The following is an 18,274-nucleotide window of genomic DNA, read 5'->3' on the forward strand; positions in this document are numbered from 1 at the left end:
CCGAATCCAGCCCGGGACGCGAAACGATGAATGAACCAATAGTGCGCGAACACAGTATTACCAGACGTAGCCTGCTTAAGGCAGCTGTAGCGGGCGCAGTCACGGGTAGCCTGTTCGCTCCTGGGGTCGCTGCTGCTGCGCCGAACAGTACTCGACCTGCATACGACACAATAGTTGTTGGTGCCGGTTTTGCGGGCGTAACCTCTGCACGTGCTCTCAGACGCATGGGTCTCAAAGTTCTTGTACTCGAAGCGCGGGACCGGATCGGTGGTCGTGCGTGGACATCCAGTTTTGAGGGTGAAGAGATTGAATTGGGGGGCACATGGGTAGATCGTTTGCAGGAAAATGTATGGAGCGAAATTGAATCTAAACGTATTGGCTTTATAGCAGACCCGGCAGCCGAAAATACGATTTTTCCGACCGAAAGCGGGTTCGCCCCAATTGCACCCGCCGAGTCGTTCGGGCGCCAGGGCGAGCTGTTGACTCGCTTTGCTGACCAAGCACTTGAGCTGTTTCCGGACGCGTACAATCCGCTCGCGGCTTCGGGAGTACTTCGCGAATCGGATAATCGGAGCGTCCGGGAGCACCTGGATTCCATGAGATTGTCTGTACTGGACGAACGGTGGCTCAGCGGTGCAACTGGTGGCTTAGGTGGCGGATCGAACCGCGCTGCGTACACGCAGTTCCTGCATTGGTGGGCACTCTGCAACTATAATGCGGAACAGTACTATGGAATTAATACTTTCCGACCAATTGGCGGCATGAGTAGGCTAGCGCGAACTATATTCGAGGAGTCCGGTGCCGAAATCAGACTCTCGTCGCCAGTCAAGTCCATAGTCGACGACGGGCGTCGAGTAATTGTCCGCACCCGGGGCGGAGCATCTCACTCTGCGAGTTCAGTAGTGCTGGCGGTCCCAGTCAATAATTGGCGGCACATTGAGTTCAGTCCTGGGCTTTCGCCGGCAAAGCGTCAAGCCTCTCTCGAAACTGTGGGTGTCACACCCGCGAAGAAGATGTGTCTGCACATGTCGGACACAATCGGCAACACCTACGTTCATACACCCGAGGGCTACCCGATCGATACGCTAGTTCCGCACAAACGGACTAGTCGTGGTTGGCTCATGACTGCGTTCAGCAGCGACCCTCGTCTCGATGTCAACAACGCCGGACAGATCCAACAGGCACTGCAACTGGTAGTACCGAACGCCCGAGTATTTGCAGCTAGAGGACAAGATTGGGGGTCTGACGCTTTCTCGTTGGGCGGATGGTCATTCAGACAACCTGGACAGCTGACAAAGTTGTTTCCAGAAATCCAGCAACCTCAAGGCCGCATATTTTTTGCTACCAGTGATATTGCGTCCGGTTGGAGCGGCTACGTCGAAGGGGCCATGGAATCCGGACTAGTAGCTTCGGGCCAGGTATCTCAACTAGTTTCCTGAACCGCGAATCGACGACCTCAAAGGCTTAGATCGGAAATCTCGTGAATAAGGCGCGAACGTTCGACTATGTGATAGTGGGGGCTGGTTCCTCAGGCTGTGTGCTGGCAGCACGGTTGTCCGAAGACCCAAGGGTCAGTGTTGCGCTCGTGGAAGCCGGCGGTGCCGATAGCCATCCGGACATCACGGTTCCTCTGAGCGCGCTGGAGCTGCTCGGTTCCGAGGTTGATTGGGATTATGTCACAGAGCCTCAATCCGGCTTGGGTGGCCGCGCTGTTTCGTGGCCCAGAGGCCGGGTGATAGGGGGCTCTTCTTCCATCAACTTCCAGATGTGGGTTCCCGGCCACCCAGCGGACTTCGATAGTTGGCCGGAAAATTGGAGCGCCGAGAAAGTGGCACCATATTTTCGCCGTGCCGAACGGTGGTCGGGTCCGGTGCAGGAAGGTCGCGCGTTCGGGACGCGCGGTCCTCTGTGGATCTCTCCTCAACGAGACCCGGACCCGAGCACTCATCTGTTTCTAGAGGCATGCGAGTCGATTGGGATCCATCGCCCAAGTGGCGGTTTGGGGGCGATACACAACGTGGGGTGCGCACTGACGCCAGTGACTCAACATTACGGTGCACGATGGAGTTCAGCTGACGGCTATCTCAAACCTGTCCTCGGTCGTCCAAACCTGACAGTGCTCAGCAGTCAGACGGCGCAGTGCGTGCTCTTCGATGGTTCGACGGCAACCGGGGTTCGTCTCGAGGACTTTGAGGTAGCGGCTAGGCGCGAAGTCGTGCTGTCTGCCGGATCTGTTGGCTCGCCCCATCTGTTGATGCTTTCGGGTATCGGACCTGCAAAACAGCTGCAAGCAGTCGGAATTGAACCGCTGGTGGATCTTCCGGTAGGACTTATGCTGCAGGATCACACGATTCTAGACTTGGCAGTTAACGCCGCGGCAGCGACTCGGTTTCTGGGGGTCTCTCGTGAGCGCTATGAGCAAAAGCGGATGGGTCCTCTGACATCAAATATCGGTGAGGGTGTTGCATTCTTGCGAGCGGACGGCGGTGACGGTCCTCCGGATTTGGAATTGATCTGGTCACCCATAGCGTTTGATAGTGCAGGTTTGACGATTCCCGGCTACACGTTGGGCGTAGTTCTCTTGCGCCCTGAAAGTCGGGGGATCATATCGCTCGCATCCAGCGATCCAAATTCGCGACCGTACATTGATCCGCGATACTTAACTGCGCCGGCTGATGTCAGTGCTTACCTCGCCGGATTGAAAGTTGCAAAGAAGATCTTGGATGCGCTGGGCGACAAGCACGACGGACCGGTCGATCCCTGGCCATCGGACGATTCTGTAATTGATTACATTCGTGATCGTGCGAGCACAGTGTTCCACCCCATCGGTTCGTGCGCGATCGGTTCGGTTGTCGATGACCAGCTCCGGGTCTACGGTACGACTAAAATGCGCGTAGTCGATGCATCAGTGATTCCTTCGGCTCCCCGCGGGCACACACATGCACACGCAGTTATGATCGCGGAACGGGCCGCCGATTTAATCAGGGCGTAAGAAGGCGTTTCTCCTGCGGTGCCCATTGCAATTCGTCAGAGCCGCTTTGTCCGCGCAGCCTGCATTGGAGCTGTGGCGAGGCCAGTAGCTTCGGGCCGCGTTGGTTCGGGCACGTATTGTTGGATATGTGATGAATTAAATTGGTTGCTTACGGAAAAGGTGAGACAAGTTGAAACCTGCTGACACTTCATTGTGGATAAGAAGCTTTCATGCAGTGCCAGACGCGAAGGCGCAATTGATTTGTTTCCCGCATGCGGGAGGATCTGCGACCTACTATCGCGGTCTTTCGGAGTCGATGGCGTCAAGTCCAGTGCAGCTAGTGTCGATTCAGTATCCAGGTCGGCAGGATCGCCACCGTGAGCCCCTGATCGATTCCATATCGGAGTTGGCCGATTGTGTTGCCGATGTGGTTGATTCCTCGAAGACAATGCCGACAGCTTTTTTCGGGCACAGTATGGGTGCCACTCTGGCGTTCGAGGTAGCACGACGGTGGGAGCGACGTAGAGCGCCTGCGAGCGCGTTGTTCGTGTCGGCCAGACGCGCCCCCTCGGTGCTCCCACCAAAGAAGGTGCCACTGGATAGCGACGTGGATATCATGCGAGAGTTGCATAAACTCGGCGGAACCGACCTGCATATATTTGAAGACGCGGATACTCGAAGAATGTTGCTTCCCGTAATACGGAACGACTATCGTGCGTCCGAATTCTATCGGTACCAACCGGGTTTGGATGTCAGCTGCCCTATTTTTGCGCTCTTTGGTGACCGGGATCCGAGAGCCTCTCGCGATGAGATCGAAGCTTGGAGCGAACACACCTCGGAAAGTTTCGAGGCGCGAGCTTTCCCTGGCGGACACTTTTTTTTGGACTCCCACCATCGCGAAGTCGCGGAAATGGTTATCGGCCGCCTATTCCCTCGGGGTATCCCGAAGTGAAGGCGGACTATTTCCTTGGTACTTTAGTCACCATCCGCTGACGTTTGGGTTTTGAGTCATGTATTCTTCGTAGTATCTCGAACCCTGAGTCCGGATGATTGGACGCGCCTCCCTCGGCGTCGAGGGAGGACCCCTTTGATTTCACGGAGCTAGAAGGAAATTACGGGTCTGGTCTGGTCAGCTCAAAGGGGCTGATGAGGTATGCCGTACGCTGTTCGAGGTCGTTGAGGGTTCGGGCAGCCATTGTGATTCGATGAAAAATCGGACGTAAGTGTTCACCAAATCTTCTGTAACTGGAGGGCAATGCCCGCCAAGTGCGTCGTCAGTATCGGAGGTGTCGATGGCGGGATAGAATGTCCCGCTATCGGCCAGCATCATGTCGAATGCGTCCAGAAGTGGAAGAATCGCGTTGTTGCGTTGCCCTGTTACTGCTGCCCGCCACAGGTCGTATGGTAGCTCCTGCAAGGCGTAACCGAATGCGGAAAGGCTGTCGATCATCTCGGCGAAATCGACTGAGCTCGGTGAGTCGATATGGAACACTCGCCCTGCGGTAGAGGGCATTCCCGACAGGCGCAGAATCGCGTTGGCTGCAAAGTCCACCGGCACCATGTGTAGAGGAGCGCTCAGGTTCTGGGGGTAACAGCCGGCTTGAATCAGCCCCTTGAGAGCCAGCCAGACGTAGTCCCGCTTTTGGCAGGCTCCGGTCACACGATCACCGGAGATCAGGTCTACCCGGTACACCGAAACCGGCAAGCCGCGTTCACGGGCGAGACCGATGATTTCCTCAGCCACCCATTTACTCTGGGTATAGCCACTCGGTAGCTCGTCTCCAGGCCCTGCTGGGTCACCGACCCGCAATGCGACGCCCGGAGTTGCGGGGCCCGCATATACGCCGGTTGTCGATACGTGGTGCAACGGAACGGTGCGGTGCATGGCCGCAAGGCGAAGCAGCTCTATGGTTCCTTCGACGTTGACAGCCTTGAGCGCCTGGTAAGGCTGCAGCCAATTGACCTGAGCTCCGGCGTGGTAGATCGCATCGACCGTCGTCGCAAGTCGATCGAACTCTTCGGCCGGCAGGCCTAGTGACGCCGCGCCTAGGTCGCCCACGACGATCTCGACTCGTGTCATATCTCCTTGTATCCGGTACCACGTCAGATTCTCGCGCAGCTTTCGCCAAGCATCGGCCGTGTCCTCCGCACGTATGAGGCAGAGGACACGGGCGCGTTTGAGCTGCAGTAGTTCCCGCAGCACGAACGCGCCGAGAAAGCCGGTGGCCCCGGTGAGTAACACACATTCGGGGTCGTCGGTTGCAGATATTCTTACGCTGGAGGGTTCGATGTCGTCGGGAAGCGCTATCTCGGCGTCCCAATCAACCCCACTTGCATCGGAATTTCCGTCGGGTGTGAGTTGCCCATCGAGATGGTCGGCCAGAGCGGTCGGCGTGGGATGGTCGAAAAGTGCCGTCAGTGGCAACGTAAGCCCGGATGACATCGCAAGACGGTTGCGGAGCTCAACCGACAGAAGCGAGTCGAATCCAAGGTCTGAGAACGCCGACGTGGAGTGAATCGACTCGCTGTCTGCGTGCCCTAGGACGCCACGAACTGTATCCAGGACCTCGGCCAGGACTGCCGCGGAGCGCTCGTCAGGGGTGAGTGTGCCAATACGGTCGGCCCACGACCCCGAGTTCTCCGGCCCAGTCGCACTGCGCCGAAGGGGTACTCGAATGATCTCCCGAAAAACGGCGGGCAATTGATCTGGGCGCGTACGCATAGCGGTTTCGTCCAGTGGGACAGAGACCAGTACAGGTGCCCCGTCGCCCACAGCAGCATCCAGAGCTGCCACGCCGAGTACAGGGTCGATCGACAGGTAACCGGCACGTTCTATCCGGCGACGATCAGCAGCTCCGAGGTGGCTGGTTACTCCGCTGTCAAGGTTCCATAGGCCCCACGCGATAGAGGTGGCTGGCTTTCCCTCGACTGCCCGCATCGTTGCTATCCCGTCGAGGTAAGCGTTGGCTGCAGCGTAGTTGGATTGTCCTGCACCGCCGATGGTGGCCGCAAGGGACGAGAACAGGACGAATGCACTCACGTCTCCTGCTAGTTCGTGCAGATGACGAGCGCCGTCGGCCTTGGCAGCGAGTACCGCGAAAAGGTCAGTGGGGGTGAGCTTATCGATAAGTCCATCGTCGGTGACTCCCGCTGCATGGATGACGCCGTTGAGCGGGTGTTCAGCCACCAATCGTCCGACGGCATTCCTGTCCGAGATGTCACAGGCCACGACCTCGACTTTCGCCCCGAGGCCTGTCAGCTCATCGACAAGGGCGCGGGCACCGAACGCCGCTATGCCTGAACGGCTGGTCAGTACAAGGCTGCGAACTTCATGATTGATGACCAAGTGGCGTGCAAGGATCCTGCCGAGCGCACCTGTTCCGCCCGTGATCAACACTGTGCCGTGCCAATGCCCTGAAGGACGTGCAATGTCAGACGGTCCCCGCCGGAGCCTGGGTGCCAGGAGCTGTTCGCCTCGGATTGCAACCTGCGACTCACCGGACGAAACCGCTCGAGCGATCAGCTCGTCCGTCGGCGACTCATCAGCGTCGATCAGCACAAATTTTCCTGGGTGCTCGGACTGAGCCGATCGAACCAGACCCCACACACTCGCGCCTGCGAGGTCGGTGATCGGCTCTCCCGATACTGAGAATGCACCTCGCGTGACGATGACCAGCTTTGTGCCACTGTTCAATTCAATCCAGCGCTGGAGCGACTCGAGCGTTGCTTGCGTGCGTTTGTGCAAATCCAGTTCGGGCGCGTGGGATACCACCTCGCCGTGGTGACTGGAGCTGTCGTCAAGTCTCACCAACGAGATCCAGCTCGGACGAAGGAGTGTGTCCGATGGCCGCAGAAGAGCCGACGACATTGCTGCATCCGTGTACGTCGTCAGGCGGACTTCGTCAGCAACGGCGACGGTTCCGCCGGAAGAATCGGAGATGATGAGCGCTGTTGTGTCGACTCCTGTCGCGCTGACACGCGTGCGGACCCGGCTGGCACCGGAAGCCGTTACTTCGACACCGCGCCAATGAGTAGGTGACGATCCTGGTCTTGCCAAGCCGAGTACATCGGCGAGCAGCGTTGGGTGCAAGGCGAACCCATCGGTCGGCTCATCCACCTCAACATCAACCCAGGTCTCAGCGCCCGAGGTAATTGCAGCCCCGACGGCTACGTCAGGCCACAGCCCGATGTCGATCGCAGGGCGACGTGACTGGCCCAGAACTCCGTCGGCATGCAGAGTCCATGAGTTTCGATTTTCGACTCGCGAGTAGATGGCGACGGCTCGTCCGCCATCAGAAGGCTCGTCGATGAGAATCTGGAAGTGCAGCGCACCACGGGGTGGCAGAACAAGGGGGGTCCGCACGGTCAGCTGTTCGATTCGCGGGGTGCCTACTCGGTCTCCTGCGCCGAGCGCCATCTCAACCAGGGCAGTGGCCATAACCGAGTCTCTTTTTGCCCAGGGGTGGCTGTGAGCTGCAATGGTGCCGGTGAAGACGAAATCGTCGCGCCCCGCAACAGCGAGTGTCGTATCGAGTAGAGGATGAGAATCGGCAGCCGGGTCGTTTCGGACTGCGCTATCGACGACCCAATGCCGGTCGCGTTGGAACGGGTAAGTCGGAAGTTCGATCTGCTGAGCGCCGAGGGTGGCGAAGAAGGCGTTCCAAGACACATGCGCCCCCCGTCGGTAGGTCGCTGCAAGGCCCTCCAGCAGTTCGACCACTTCGGAATTCCCCTGTTGGAGGCCGATTGCTTCATTTCCGCCCTCTAGAACCAGTGGAGTGAGAACAGAGGAAGGTCCGACTTCTACGAAGGTGTCGATTCCTTCGGCCACGAGAGTATCGATGCAATCCGCGAATCGCACAGCGGCGCGTACGTGTCGAACCCAATGATCTGCATCGAAGCGATTCGATGTGGACAACTTTCCGTCTACGTTGGAGACAACCGGGATCGTGGGTTGACGGTAGACAACTGATTCGGCAATGGCCCGGAAGTCGTCGAGCATTGGTTCGACCAACGAGGAATGAAAGGCGTGGCTGACGTTCAGCGGTTTTGTTCGGACACCCAGTCGCTTGAGTGTCTGAACGAAGGAGTGCAGGGAGTCTTCTGGCCCGGACAGCACTACTGACGTCGGACTGTTGATGGCAGCGATGTCGATTCCGCGGGGTAGGGTATCGAGAGCGGAACTCGCACACGCGACTGCAACCATCGCTCCGCCTGTGGGTAGCGCCCCCAGCAAACGGCCGCGAGCTGCTACCAAGCGCGCTGCATCCGGCAGAGACAACACTCCAGCAACATGTGCAGCGGTAAGCTCTCCCAACGAATGGCCCGCGACGATCTCGGGCTGAACACCCCAAGACGTCAGAAGTCGGTGTAGGGCAACTTCGAACGCGAACAGTGCGGGCTGGGTGAATTCGGTGTGGTGCACCTGGTCGGTGTCGAGAACGTCATCGAGTGCTCGACTCAGGTGTGGGTCGATAGCTGCAATGATCTCGCTGTAGGCTTCCGCGAACACAGGGAAGCGCGTGGAGAGTTCGCGGCCCATACCTAGCTTTTGCGCGCCTTGTCCGCTGAACAAGAATGCGACACGTCCTCCTGAGGCGGCTGTCCCGTCACCGATCTTTTGCAAGCCGGCAGCTAGCTGACTGCGGTCAGCTGCAACGACTGTGCCACGTCTGTCGAACCCCACGCGTCCAGTCGCGAGGGAATTTGCTACGTCGAGAACGGATAGTTCGGGGTGCATTTCTAAATGTGCTGTGAGCGAATCGATCTGAGCTTTGAGTCCACGAGTGCCTCTCCCTGACAATATGACTGGTAGTGGAATGCCATCGGTGTGATGTTCGGCTGGCTCGGTGAGAGGTGCGAGATCGGCTTGCTCGACAATGAGGTGCGCATTGGTGCCACTGACGCCGAACGCTGACACGGCCGCGCGCCTGGGTCTTCCGTTGTCGGGCCAGGAACGGGCTTCGGTCAACAATTCGACCGATCCTGACGACCAATCGACTACGGGGCTCGGAGCATCGACATGGAGTGTTTTGGGTAGCACTCCGTGTCGAATCGCTTGCACGACCTTGATCACGCCGCCAACTCCTGCTGCAGCGACACTGTGTCCGATGTTGGACTTGAACGAACCCAGCCATAATGGTTCGGTACGGTCCTTCCCGTACACGGACAAGAGAGCATTCGCTTCGATCGGGTCGCCGAGTCGAGTCCCGGTGCCGTGTGCTTCGACGGCATCGACATCGACCCAATTCAGTCGTGCGTCCGCGAGGGCGTCCCGGATGACTTTCTCCTGCGCCCGACCGCTCGGTGCTGTGAGTCCGTTGGATGCACCATCGGAGTTCACGGCCGACCCGCGAAGTATTGCCAGTACCGGGTGACCGTTTCTTCGGGCGTCCGAAAGTCGTTCGAGTAGCAATAGGCCGGCACCTTCTGCCCAAGCGGTCCCGTCTGCGGATGCTGCGAACGATTTCGCTCGTCCATCCGAGGCCAACCCGCGCTGCTGGGAAAATTCCACGAATCCGCTGGGTGAGCCGTACACCGTTGCCCCGCCCGCCAGTGCCAGTGACGACTCTCCACTTCGCAGCGACTGGATGGCAAGGTGAAGGGCGACAAGCGATGACGAGCACGCGGTGTCGACTGTGATTGCGGGGCCCTCGAATCCGAAGGTGTACGCGATTCGTCCAGAAGCAACACTCGACAGCTTGCCGGTCATGAGGAAGCCCTCTAGCTCCTGGGGGCCAGCGAGACCGATGTATGACTGCTCGCCGACTCCTGCAAACACGGCGGTGCGACTTCCTCGTAATGCGTTGGGATCGATCCCTGCGCGTTCGAATACTTCCCAGGACACCTCCAGCAGTACCCGTTGTTGGGGATCCATAGCTGCGGCCTCGCGAGGAGAGATGCCGAAGAACCCAGCGTCGAATTCTGTCGCGTGGTTTATGAATCCACCTCTGTTGGTGTAGGACTTGCCGGGAACACCGGGCTCGGGATCGTAGAGCCCTTCGACGTCCCAACCACGATCTGTCGGCCACGGTCCGGTACCGTCGACGCCCTCGTTGACTGTTCTCCAAAGATCATCAGGACTCATTATCCCACCGGGGTAGCGGCACGCCATCGAGACGATTGCAACAGGTTCCGGTTCGGCAGATTCCAGCTCTGTGACACGCTTGTTTGCCTTTTGAAGGTCAGCGGTGACCAGCTTCAGGTATTCCATGAGCTTCTGCTCGTCTGCCATTCGATCCACCTTTGTGCGTTGAAGATTCAGTCGTTCCGGTCGGCTAACGCGAACGCTTCGGCTATCCCGAGGTGCGGCCGAGTTGCTTGTCGATCAAGGCGAACAACTCGTCGGAAGTCACGTCGCTGAGCGGGTCGGGCTCTGCGGCACTGGACGCCGATTCGGTGTCGGATGCCTCGTTCCACTGCGTCAGAAGAGCGCGGAGACGAACGGTCACCGCCGACCGATCGATGGGGTCGGTTACTGACGCCAGCGCATTCTCCAAACGGTCGAGTTCGGCAAGTACCAGGTCTGGCTCCTCTGCCTTATGAGTCATCTCATCGGCTAGCGCCTCCGCGAGAGACGCGGGCGTCGGATAGTCGAAGACGAGGGTTGCGGGTAGTGCGATTCCACTCGCCGAAGCCAGACGGTTTCGCAGCTCTACCGCCATCATGGAGTCGAATCCGAGGTCGTTGAAGGCTGTATCGGCTGTAACTACCCCGAGGTTGCGATGGCCGAGAACCGCGGCCACTTCACCACGGACGCGATCGAGTACAGCGCGCTGTGCTTGAGGATCGGTGAGATCGGTGAGATCCAATCGGCCGTGCCCTGATGGAGAGCCTGCCTTTTCTGCCTGCACCGGAATCAACTCGGCAAGAGCAGAAATAGTACTTCCGAGCGCAGCGGCCACCACGACAGCGGGGTCGTCTCCAGGAAACAGCGCCACGGCGACTGACGCATACCCCTGTGCACGCCTCGTGCTTGCTATTGCTTCGGCACACCCCGCTGCGCCGGCAGCCGAGCGGTCTTCTCGACTGGCGAACGGAACGAGGAAGACCAGCATCCCATCCAGGGGGACACTCTCGGCTGTCCGCAGCATTTCGTCGATTGCACAGGTCTTCACAACGGTGAGCGCGGCGCGCTCACCCACCTCCACAACCTCACGTCCGGTCAGAATGGACGCCAGATTCAGATCGAGCGACAGAGCCAGGGGCCCGTCCGGGAGGTCTACCACCGGGCCCGCAGGGTCAATGGCACCGCGACGCGGCACCAACACCGTCCCCCTTCGTACGGCTGCCAGAGGTTCGGCGTACGTGACAATGACCTCCGGAATCACGAGTGCCCCATTGGGTTCGATATCGACAGCGAACACACGACTCGGATTTGCGGCGTGCGCCGCGGCGGCCAGACCCCAGACAGAGGCCTGTGCGGCATCGGCCACCTCACCGTCACTGATGGACACACCGCCCACAGTGGTCAGAACGAGGGGGATATCGGCAACCTTCGGCTCAGCGAGCCACTCGTCCACGACCTGAGCCGCAGAGGCACTGGAATCCGAAAAGATCGCTACTGCAGCGAACGCGGCACCCTCGGCTCTTGCGGTGACCAGAGTCTGCACATCTGGGAAAACCGCAGTTGCGCCGTGTGGTGCCTCGCCTATGACCGCAAACGGAATCGGAGCACCACTCATTGCTACCTCGGCCGGAAGGGGCAACCAATCCACGCTCGAAAACGAAGATCGTCCGACGGTGAATGCACCTAGACCGACTTCCGAGTACACAACGTCACCGACGTGAGCGCGCCCGTCTCGTACCTGCACGTCGTGCCATTCGACCGGTCCTCGCCAGTAGGTGGCACCGATCTCCGAAGGGAATTCGGTGTCGAGCAACTGTGGGTCGAACACACTTCCCGAACGACCCAGCCTCCGAATGTTTTTCGTCTGCGGTGCGTCGTCTCTCGAAACAGCGCGGCCATGCGCGTGGCGGGTCCAAATCGTCTCATCGGTGCCCACCGACCCATGTAGCGTGACCTCCCGGCCTCCGTCGCTGTCCAGAGCTCCAAGACGAACCTGCAAACGGACCTCTCCGTCGACGACTACCGGGGATTCGATAGTCAATGAGTGCAACACGTTGACCCCGACCTGCGCACCCGCGCGCATCGCCACCTCGACCAAGACCGCCGGGGGAGCTACCGGTGCGCCGGCCACCATGTGTTCGGACAGCCAAGGCAAGGACTGAGCGGATATGGAGCCGTACAGCAAAATCTCTCCAGTGTCGGCCAATGGCACCGCAGCAGCGAGGACTGGATGGTCAATGGCAACAAGTCCGACGACCGCGGGTTGGATCGACTCCGGGGACGCATACTCGAGCCAGTACCGATCCCGTTGAAATGGGTACGGTGGCAGGGCTGTTCGCAGTCTCGGACCAAGCAGTGCATCCCAATTCACTGTTACGCCGCGGGAGTGCAGGATGCCCATGGCCGTCACCAGAGTGCGGGCTTCATCCTGGTCTTTGCGCAAGGCAGGCAAGGCCATACTCCCCGCTGGAAGCTGATCCGAAAGAAGCCCCGTAAGCACGGCGGAGGGGCCAATTTCCAAGATAGTGGTGGCACCGATTTGCACCACACTGGTTGCAGCATCGGCAAACCGAACACACTCTCGGACGTGATCCACCCAATGTTCCGGGTCAGTGAGCGCAGAACCACCCTGCAGAGCAGAAACGACTTCGATCGTCGGCTCGGAGTAAGTGAGATTCCGTGCTATCTCCCTGAACTCGGTCAGCATCGGGTCCATCAATGGTGAATGAAACGCATGGCTGGTCACAAGCGGAGTAGTGCGTCTACCGCGGACTGAAAGTTGGTGTGCGACACCCTTCAGCGCATCCGAACTGCCTGACAGCACGACCGAGTGACGTGAGTTGACAGCGGCGATCGACGTAGCCTCGCGGTGCTCGGCCAGCAGTGGCAGTACTTCGTCCTCACCGGCGGCGACAGCAATCATCACACCACCTTCGGGAAGGGCTTGCATCAAGCGGCCTCGGGCGGCCACCAAAGTGGCCGCATCGGTGCGCGTCAAGACGCCTGCTACATGTGCGGCGACGATTTCGCCGATCGAATGCCCAACGAGAACATCGGGGACGGTTCCCCATGACTCCAGGAGACGAACAAGTGCGACCTCCACGGCAAAGAGAGCAGGCTGGGCGTACTCGGTGCGATCGAGGTCGGACCCGCCTCCGAAAACGACATCACACAGCGGTCTATCGAGATGGGTGTCGAACGCGGCGCATACTTCGTCGAACTCCGCAGCGTAAGCGGGGTACGTCAGATAGAGGCCATGCCCCATGCCGATCCGCTGGCTACCTTGCCCCGTAAACGCAAATGCCAGCTTGCCCGCCGATCCCGGTGGCAGAAGAACCGAATCCTCTAGGGCTGAGACGACGTCGGTATTCTCCGTCACCGCCACTACGACGGCATGGTCGAATCGAGACCGGTCCGTCAACGCTCTTGCTGCAGAGCGTAGGTCGATCTTCTGGCTGACCAGGTGATCGCGCAGTCGTACCAGTTGATCTCGCACCGCGGTGTCTGTTCGAGCGGACACGATCAAGGGAACCACTGCCGGTATCGCTATCTGAGGTGTGGGTGTGTCGTCTGGTTCTTCGAGGATGATGTGCGCGTTCGTACCGCTGATGCCGAAGGATGACACCCCAGCCCGCCGTCGTCGGCCGACCGTCCAGTCCTTGGCGACGGTCAACAACTCAACTGCTCCTGTCGACCAATCAACGTGCTGAGAGGGAGTTGTAGCGTGCAAGGTACGTGGAAGGATGCCGTGCTGCATCGCCATGATCATCTTGATCACGCCACCAACTCCGGCTGCAGCTTGGGCGTGTCCGATGTTGGACTTCAGTGATCCGATTGCCAAAGGGACATCCCGATCGTTGCCGTAGACGGAAATCAACGCCTCCGCCTCTATCGGATCCCCGAGTTTGGTTCCAGTGCCGTGTGCTTCGACCACATCTACTTCTGACGGAAGGAGCTTTGCGTCGTTGAGGGCCGCTCGTAGAACGCGTTGTTGCGATACTCCGTTCGGGGCCGTCAGTCCGTTGGAAGCACCGTCTTGGTTCACCGCAGATCCGCGCACGACGGCTAAGACTGTGTGTCCCTGGGCTTTCGCGCGGGACTGCCGCTCCACCACCAACAGACCCGCCCCTTCAGACCAGCCTGTTCCGTCGGCGTCAGCCGAGAACGACTTGCACCGGCCGTCGGCCGATAGGCCGCGTTGTCGGGAGAACTCGACAAATGCCGTCGGGCTCGACATAACAGTCACACCGCCTGCCAGGGCCATATCGCATTCGCCGTTTCGTAGTGATTGCGCAGCAAGATGTAGCGCTACCAGTGACGACGAGCACGCAGTATCGACAGTCAATGCCGGACCTTCGAGTCCCAAGGTGTACGAAATGCGTCCGGAGGCGACACTTCCGAGGGTGCCGACTGCAAGGTGGCCCTCGACTTCAGCCGGCGCGTTGCGGCCGTAGTCGTGATACATGACGCCTGCGAAGACGCCAGTCCGGCTACCCCGCAGAGATTCTGGGTCAATGCCTGCGCCTTCGATCGCCTCCCAAGCCGTCTCGAGCAGCAGTCTCTGCTGTGGGTCGGTGGCAAGTGCCTCGCGTGGGGACAACCCGAAGAACGCTGCATCGAACTGGTCAGCGTCGTGTAGGAACCCGCCTCTGGTGCTGTAGGTCTTACCTGTGCGATCTGGATCTGCGTCGTACAGGATCTCAGCGTTCCACCCGCGGTTGACCGGGAACTCCGTGATGGCATCTCTGCCCTCAGAGACGAGCTTCCACAGCTCCTCGGGTGTGTTAACGCCACCGGGGAATCGGCAGGACATGCCGACTATGACGATCGGGTCTTCGTCAGTAGATGAATGTGACGTGAAGTCCGATGTTTCTGGCACCGCCGAACTCTCGGCCAGTCGGTCCGAAAGATGGTTTGCGAGCGCTACAGGGCTTGGATAGTCGAATACCAAACCGGTTGTCAACGCCAGACCTGTTGCTGCGCTGAGTCTGTTACGCAATTCGACAGATGTGAGTGAATCGAATCCGAGTTCGGAGAAAACCTGGTGCGATGTGATCTCGGCCAGGTCAGCGTAGCCAAGCACCTCGGCAGCGTGAGTACGGACGAGATGCAATACGGCCGCGGCGTCCAGGATTCTCGGGCCCGCATCGGTGTGTTTGCGAGATTTGACGATATGACGCAGCAGTTCTGGAACCTGGGGTCCGCCTGATCGTAGAACGGTTCTATTCAGCTCGGTTATCGAAACAACGCCCTCGGCCCTATCGAAGGCGGCCAGTGCCGCGTTCTGCTCCAGGGGCCGTAGACCCATGCTGTTCACACGATGCAGATCGGTTTCATCGAGCCCGTCGGACATCGTGCTCGATGTGGCCCACAGTCCCCATCCCAGTGAGGTCGCAGGCAACCCACTCGCTAGGCGGTATCCGGCAAGTGCGTCCAAATATGCATTCGCAGCACTGTAATTGCCTTGGCCGGCTGTTCCGAGTACTCCGGCGATCGAGGAGTAAAGAACGAACTCGTCAAGGTTCAATTCGCTCGTCAGTTCGTGGAGGTTCCACGCGGCGTCGACTTTCGGCCTGAGCACGGCAGTGACATGGTCAGCAGTGAGGCTTGTGAGAACTCCGTCGTCGACTATTCCCGCTGCGTGTACCACCGCGGTCAGAGGGAAGCCGTCAGGAATTTCGGCCAGGAGACCGGCCAACGAGTCACGGTCGGCGAGATCACAAGCTGCTACAACGACTTCGACGTTTCTCAGATCAGCCAACAGGTCAGGCGGCATGAATCCGGATCGGCCAACCAGAAGCAAACGTTTGACCCCATGCTCCGCGACGAGCCACCGAACGATCAATCCGCCCAGAGTGCCCCCTGCACCGCTGACCAGAACTGTGCCCCGGTCCCACCTCTTCGGCTCGGTCGGGGAGGAGTCCTTCGTCAAGCGAGGGACCAGAAACTCGCCGCTCCGGATAGCAACTCGTTCGGCTTCCAGAGCAACAGCGGCCGCCATGTCACCCGCAGATTCTGAACCATCCACCATGACTACTCGACCAGGGTTCTCTGCGGCAGCTGTGCGCAACAGACCCAGTACTGCGGCACCCGCGAGATCTGTTGGAGCGTCAGGCCCGTCGGCTCCGCTGGTCATTGCAACTAGCTTGGAATCTTGCAGTCGGGGCTCGGCGAAGAATGTTTGAACCAAGGTCAGCGCATCCAGTACTGCGGACCGCACGGCATCAGGGTGCACACCCGCAGGCAGGAACGGGATTACAACGACAGGAGGAGCAGCTGCGGCCAGTGACTCGAAGCTCGAGTAATTCGGTAGTCCAGCAACGTTTCCGAACCCCGCCCAGCCATCGAGCGGTGCGTCCGGGCGGTCCAACTTATCCCAGCGCAGAGTCAAGATCGTTGATGCTGAGACCTTTTCGCTTACTTCGCGTAAAGCGAGCTTCGCTATCTCTGCAACGGGCAGTCCGGCCTCGTCCGCGACGAGGATCGCAACCGAATCGCGTCCGGTACGGGTCAATCGAACCCTGCCCGCCGCGCCCAAGCGTCCGGTGATCGAGACACCGGTCCAGCTGAAGGGGAGCACCGCAGGGCGTTCGTCCAAGACACCAGGGAGCAGAAGGTGAAGCGCCGAGTCGAGCAGAGCAGGATGCAACGCGTACCGGGACGAGTCGACCTTCAACTGTTCCGGAAGAGCGATCTCGGCGAAGATCTCATCGCCCCGAGTCCAAGCCCGAACCAGCCCTCTGAAAGATGTTCCGTAGTCGTATCCGTCGCCGGTAACGTGGTCATAGAGATTGTCGAGCACTACTTCGACTGAGCCGTCCGGTGGCCATACGTCGATGATTGCTACCGACGGGTCAGGGGCGGCCGCGTGTAACTGCCCGGACGCACACGGACTCCAATCGACATCCTCGTCATCATGCCGAACATAAACGCTGAGCTGGCGCGTATCCCTAGCGGCTGGTGGATCTACGATGAACTGGAGATCGACGACACCCTGATCCGGCAGCGAAATTGGAGCCGTCAAAGTTAGATCTGCGACGAACGGCGTGCCTGCAATCGACCCCACATGTGCGGTCATCTCCAAAAGAGCTGTCGCAGGCAACAGCAAGGTGCCTTGTATGCGGTGATCGGCCAGCCAAGGGTGGGTGTCAACTCCAATTCGCGACGTGAAAACGGTCGCCGACTCGTCCGCCAAGTGAACCAATCCGCCGACCAGCGGGTGCTCGTTGCTCCCCAGATCGGTCGCACTTTCATCGGATCTGTGGTGGGACTGATCTAGCCAGTAGTTCGTGCGTTGAAAGGCGTAAGTAGGTAGATCGACGACCGGGCCCTGGCCAAGCAATGCAGTCCAGTCGACAGTCCCGCCTTGGGCATGCAGACGACCCAGTGCTTCCACAATCGACTCCACCTCACCCCGCCCGTTTCGTGAAACCGGAATAGCGGCGATCGTGTCGGAGTCGATCAGACCGGACAGTGCAGGCCTTGGGCCCAGCTCCAGTACGGTTCGCACACCATGCGAACCCAGCGCGCTGATTGCGGCGTGAAACCGAACCGGTTCACGGATCTGATTCACCCAGTACTCCGGGCTTCCCCATTCTGCGTCGATCTCGGCTGTCGCGACAATTGGAATGTTCGGGGACTTGACCGCGACATCGATCAGTGCGGTACGGAATTGGGTAAGGATCGGTTCCATAAGCGGTGAGTGGAACGCGTGACTGACTGCCAGTCTCGAGGTTCGGCGTCCCGCCAGCGCCTTCTCGATAGCCAACACCTCGGCCTCGATACCAGACACAACAACCGAATTCGGTCCGTTTATCGCAGCGATTCCGACACCAGCGGTCAGCAGCTGTTCCACCTCGTCCTCGGTGGCCTCGACAGCAAGCATTGCCCCTCCTGCAGGAAGCCCGCCCATCAATCGGCCACGTACAGCCACTACTGCTGCGGCATCGTGCAGCGATAGCACCCCGGCAACATGAGCTGCGGCCAACTCTCCGACCGAGTGACCGACGAGTACATCCGGATGTATCCCCCAGGACTTGAGTAAGCGAAACAGCGCAACTTCGAACGCAAATAGCGCGGGCTGGGCGTGTTGGGTCAGGTTGAGGTCTCCGTCGGAAATCAATTGGCGGAGTGGAGGGTCCAGGTGCGAGTCGAGCGCGGCGCAGACCTCGTCGAACGCAATCGCAAACGCAGGAAATGCCTTGCTGAGCTCGATTCCCATCTTTGCTCGCTGA

General features: G+C 59.5%; 5 protein-coding genes. 3 read left to right on the plus strand and 2 right to left on the minus strand.

Going from position 1 to position 18,274, the window contains the following annotated elements; all coding sequences use genetic code 11:
• Positions 1 to 26 precede the first annotated feature (26 nt).
• The 3 genes from AYK61_RS00245 to AYK61_RS28210 all read left to right on the plus strand — a co-directional run bounded on the left by AYK61_RS00245 (position 27) and on the right by AYK61_RS28210 (position 3,923).
• Positions 27 to 1,439, plus strand: a complete 1,413-nt coding sequence (locus AYK61_RS00245) for an NAD(P)/FAD-dependent oxidoreductase (RefSeq protein WP_121869376.1) — start codon at positions 27 to 29, stop codon at positions 1,437 to 1,439.
• Between the two features lie 68 nt (positions 1,440 to 1,507).
• Complete coding sequence (locus AYK61_RS00250) at positions 1,508 to 2,992, plus strand: GMC family oxidoreductase (RefSeq protein WP_259468147.1); 1,485 nt, start codon at positions 1,508 to 1,510, stop codon at positions 2,990 to 2,992.
• Between the two features lie 214 nt (positions 2,993 to 3,206).
• Positions 3,207 to 3,923: a thioesterase II family protein gene (locus tag AYK61_RS28210; RefSeq protein WP_397485382.1), complete on the plus strand. Its 717-nt coding sequence runs from the start codon at positions 3,207 to 3,209 to the stop codon at positions 3,921 to 3,923.
• A 177-nt stretch (positions 3,924 to 4,100) separates the two neighbouring features.
• On the opposite strand, the gene AYK61_RS00260 is transcribed toward AYK61_RS28210, so the two are convergent.
• Together AYK61_RS00260 and AYK61_RS00265 are read right to left on the minus strand one after the other, a co-directional pair.
• Positions 4,101 to 10,205, minus strand: a complete 6,105-nt coding sequence (locus tag AYK61_RS00260) for a type I polyketide synthase (RefSeq protein WP_121872292.1) — start codon at positions 10,203 to 10,205, stop codon at positions 4,101 to 4,103.
• A 61-nt stretch (positions 10,206 to 10,266) separates the two neighbouring features.
• On the minus strand, positions 10,267 to 18,261 hold the full coding sequence (locus tag AYK61_RS00265; protein WP_121869379.1) for a type I polyketide synthase: 7,995 nt from the start codon (positions 18,259 to 18,261) through the stop codon (positions 10,267 to 10,269).
• Positions 18,262 to 18,274: the final 13 nt, after the last annotated feature.

Source organism: Rhodococcus sp. SBT000017, assembly GCF_003688915.1.
GTDB lineage: Bacteria > Actinomycetota > Actinomycetes > Mycobacteriales > Mycobacteriaceae > Rhodococcoides.

Excerpts from the sequence above, each read along its gene's own strand:
- AYK61_RS00245 (WP_121869376.1), top strand. The coding sequence starts at position 27 with ATGAATGAACCAATAGTGCGCGAACACAGTATTACCAGACGTAGCCTG.
- AYK61_RS00265 (WP_121869379.1), bottom strand. The coding sequence starts at position 18,261 with ATGGGAATCGAGCTCAGCAAGGCATTTCCTGCGTTTGCGATTGCGTTC.
- AYK61_RS00260 (WP_121872292.1), bottom strand. The coding sequence starts at position 10,205 with ATGGCAGACGAGCAGAAGCTCATGGAATACCTGAAGCTGGTCACCGCT.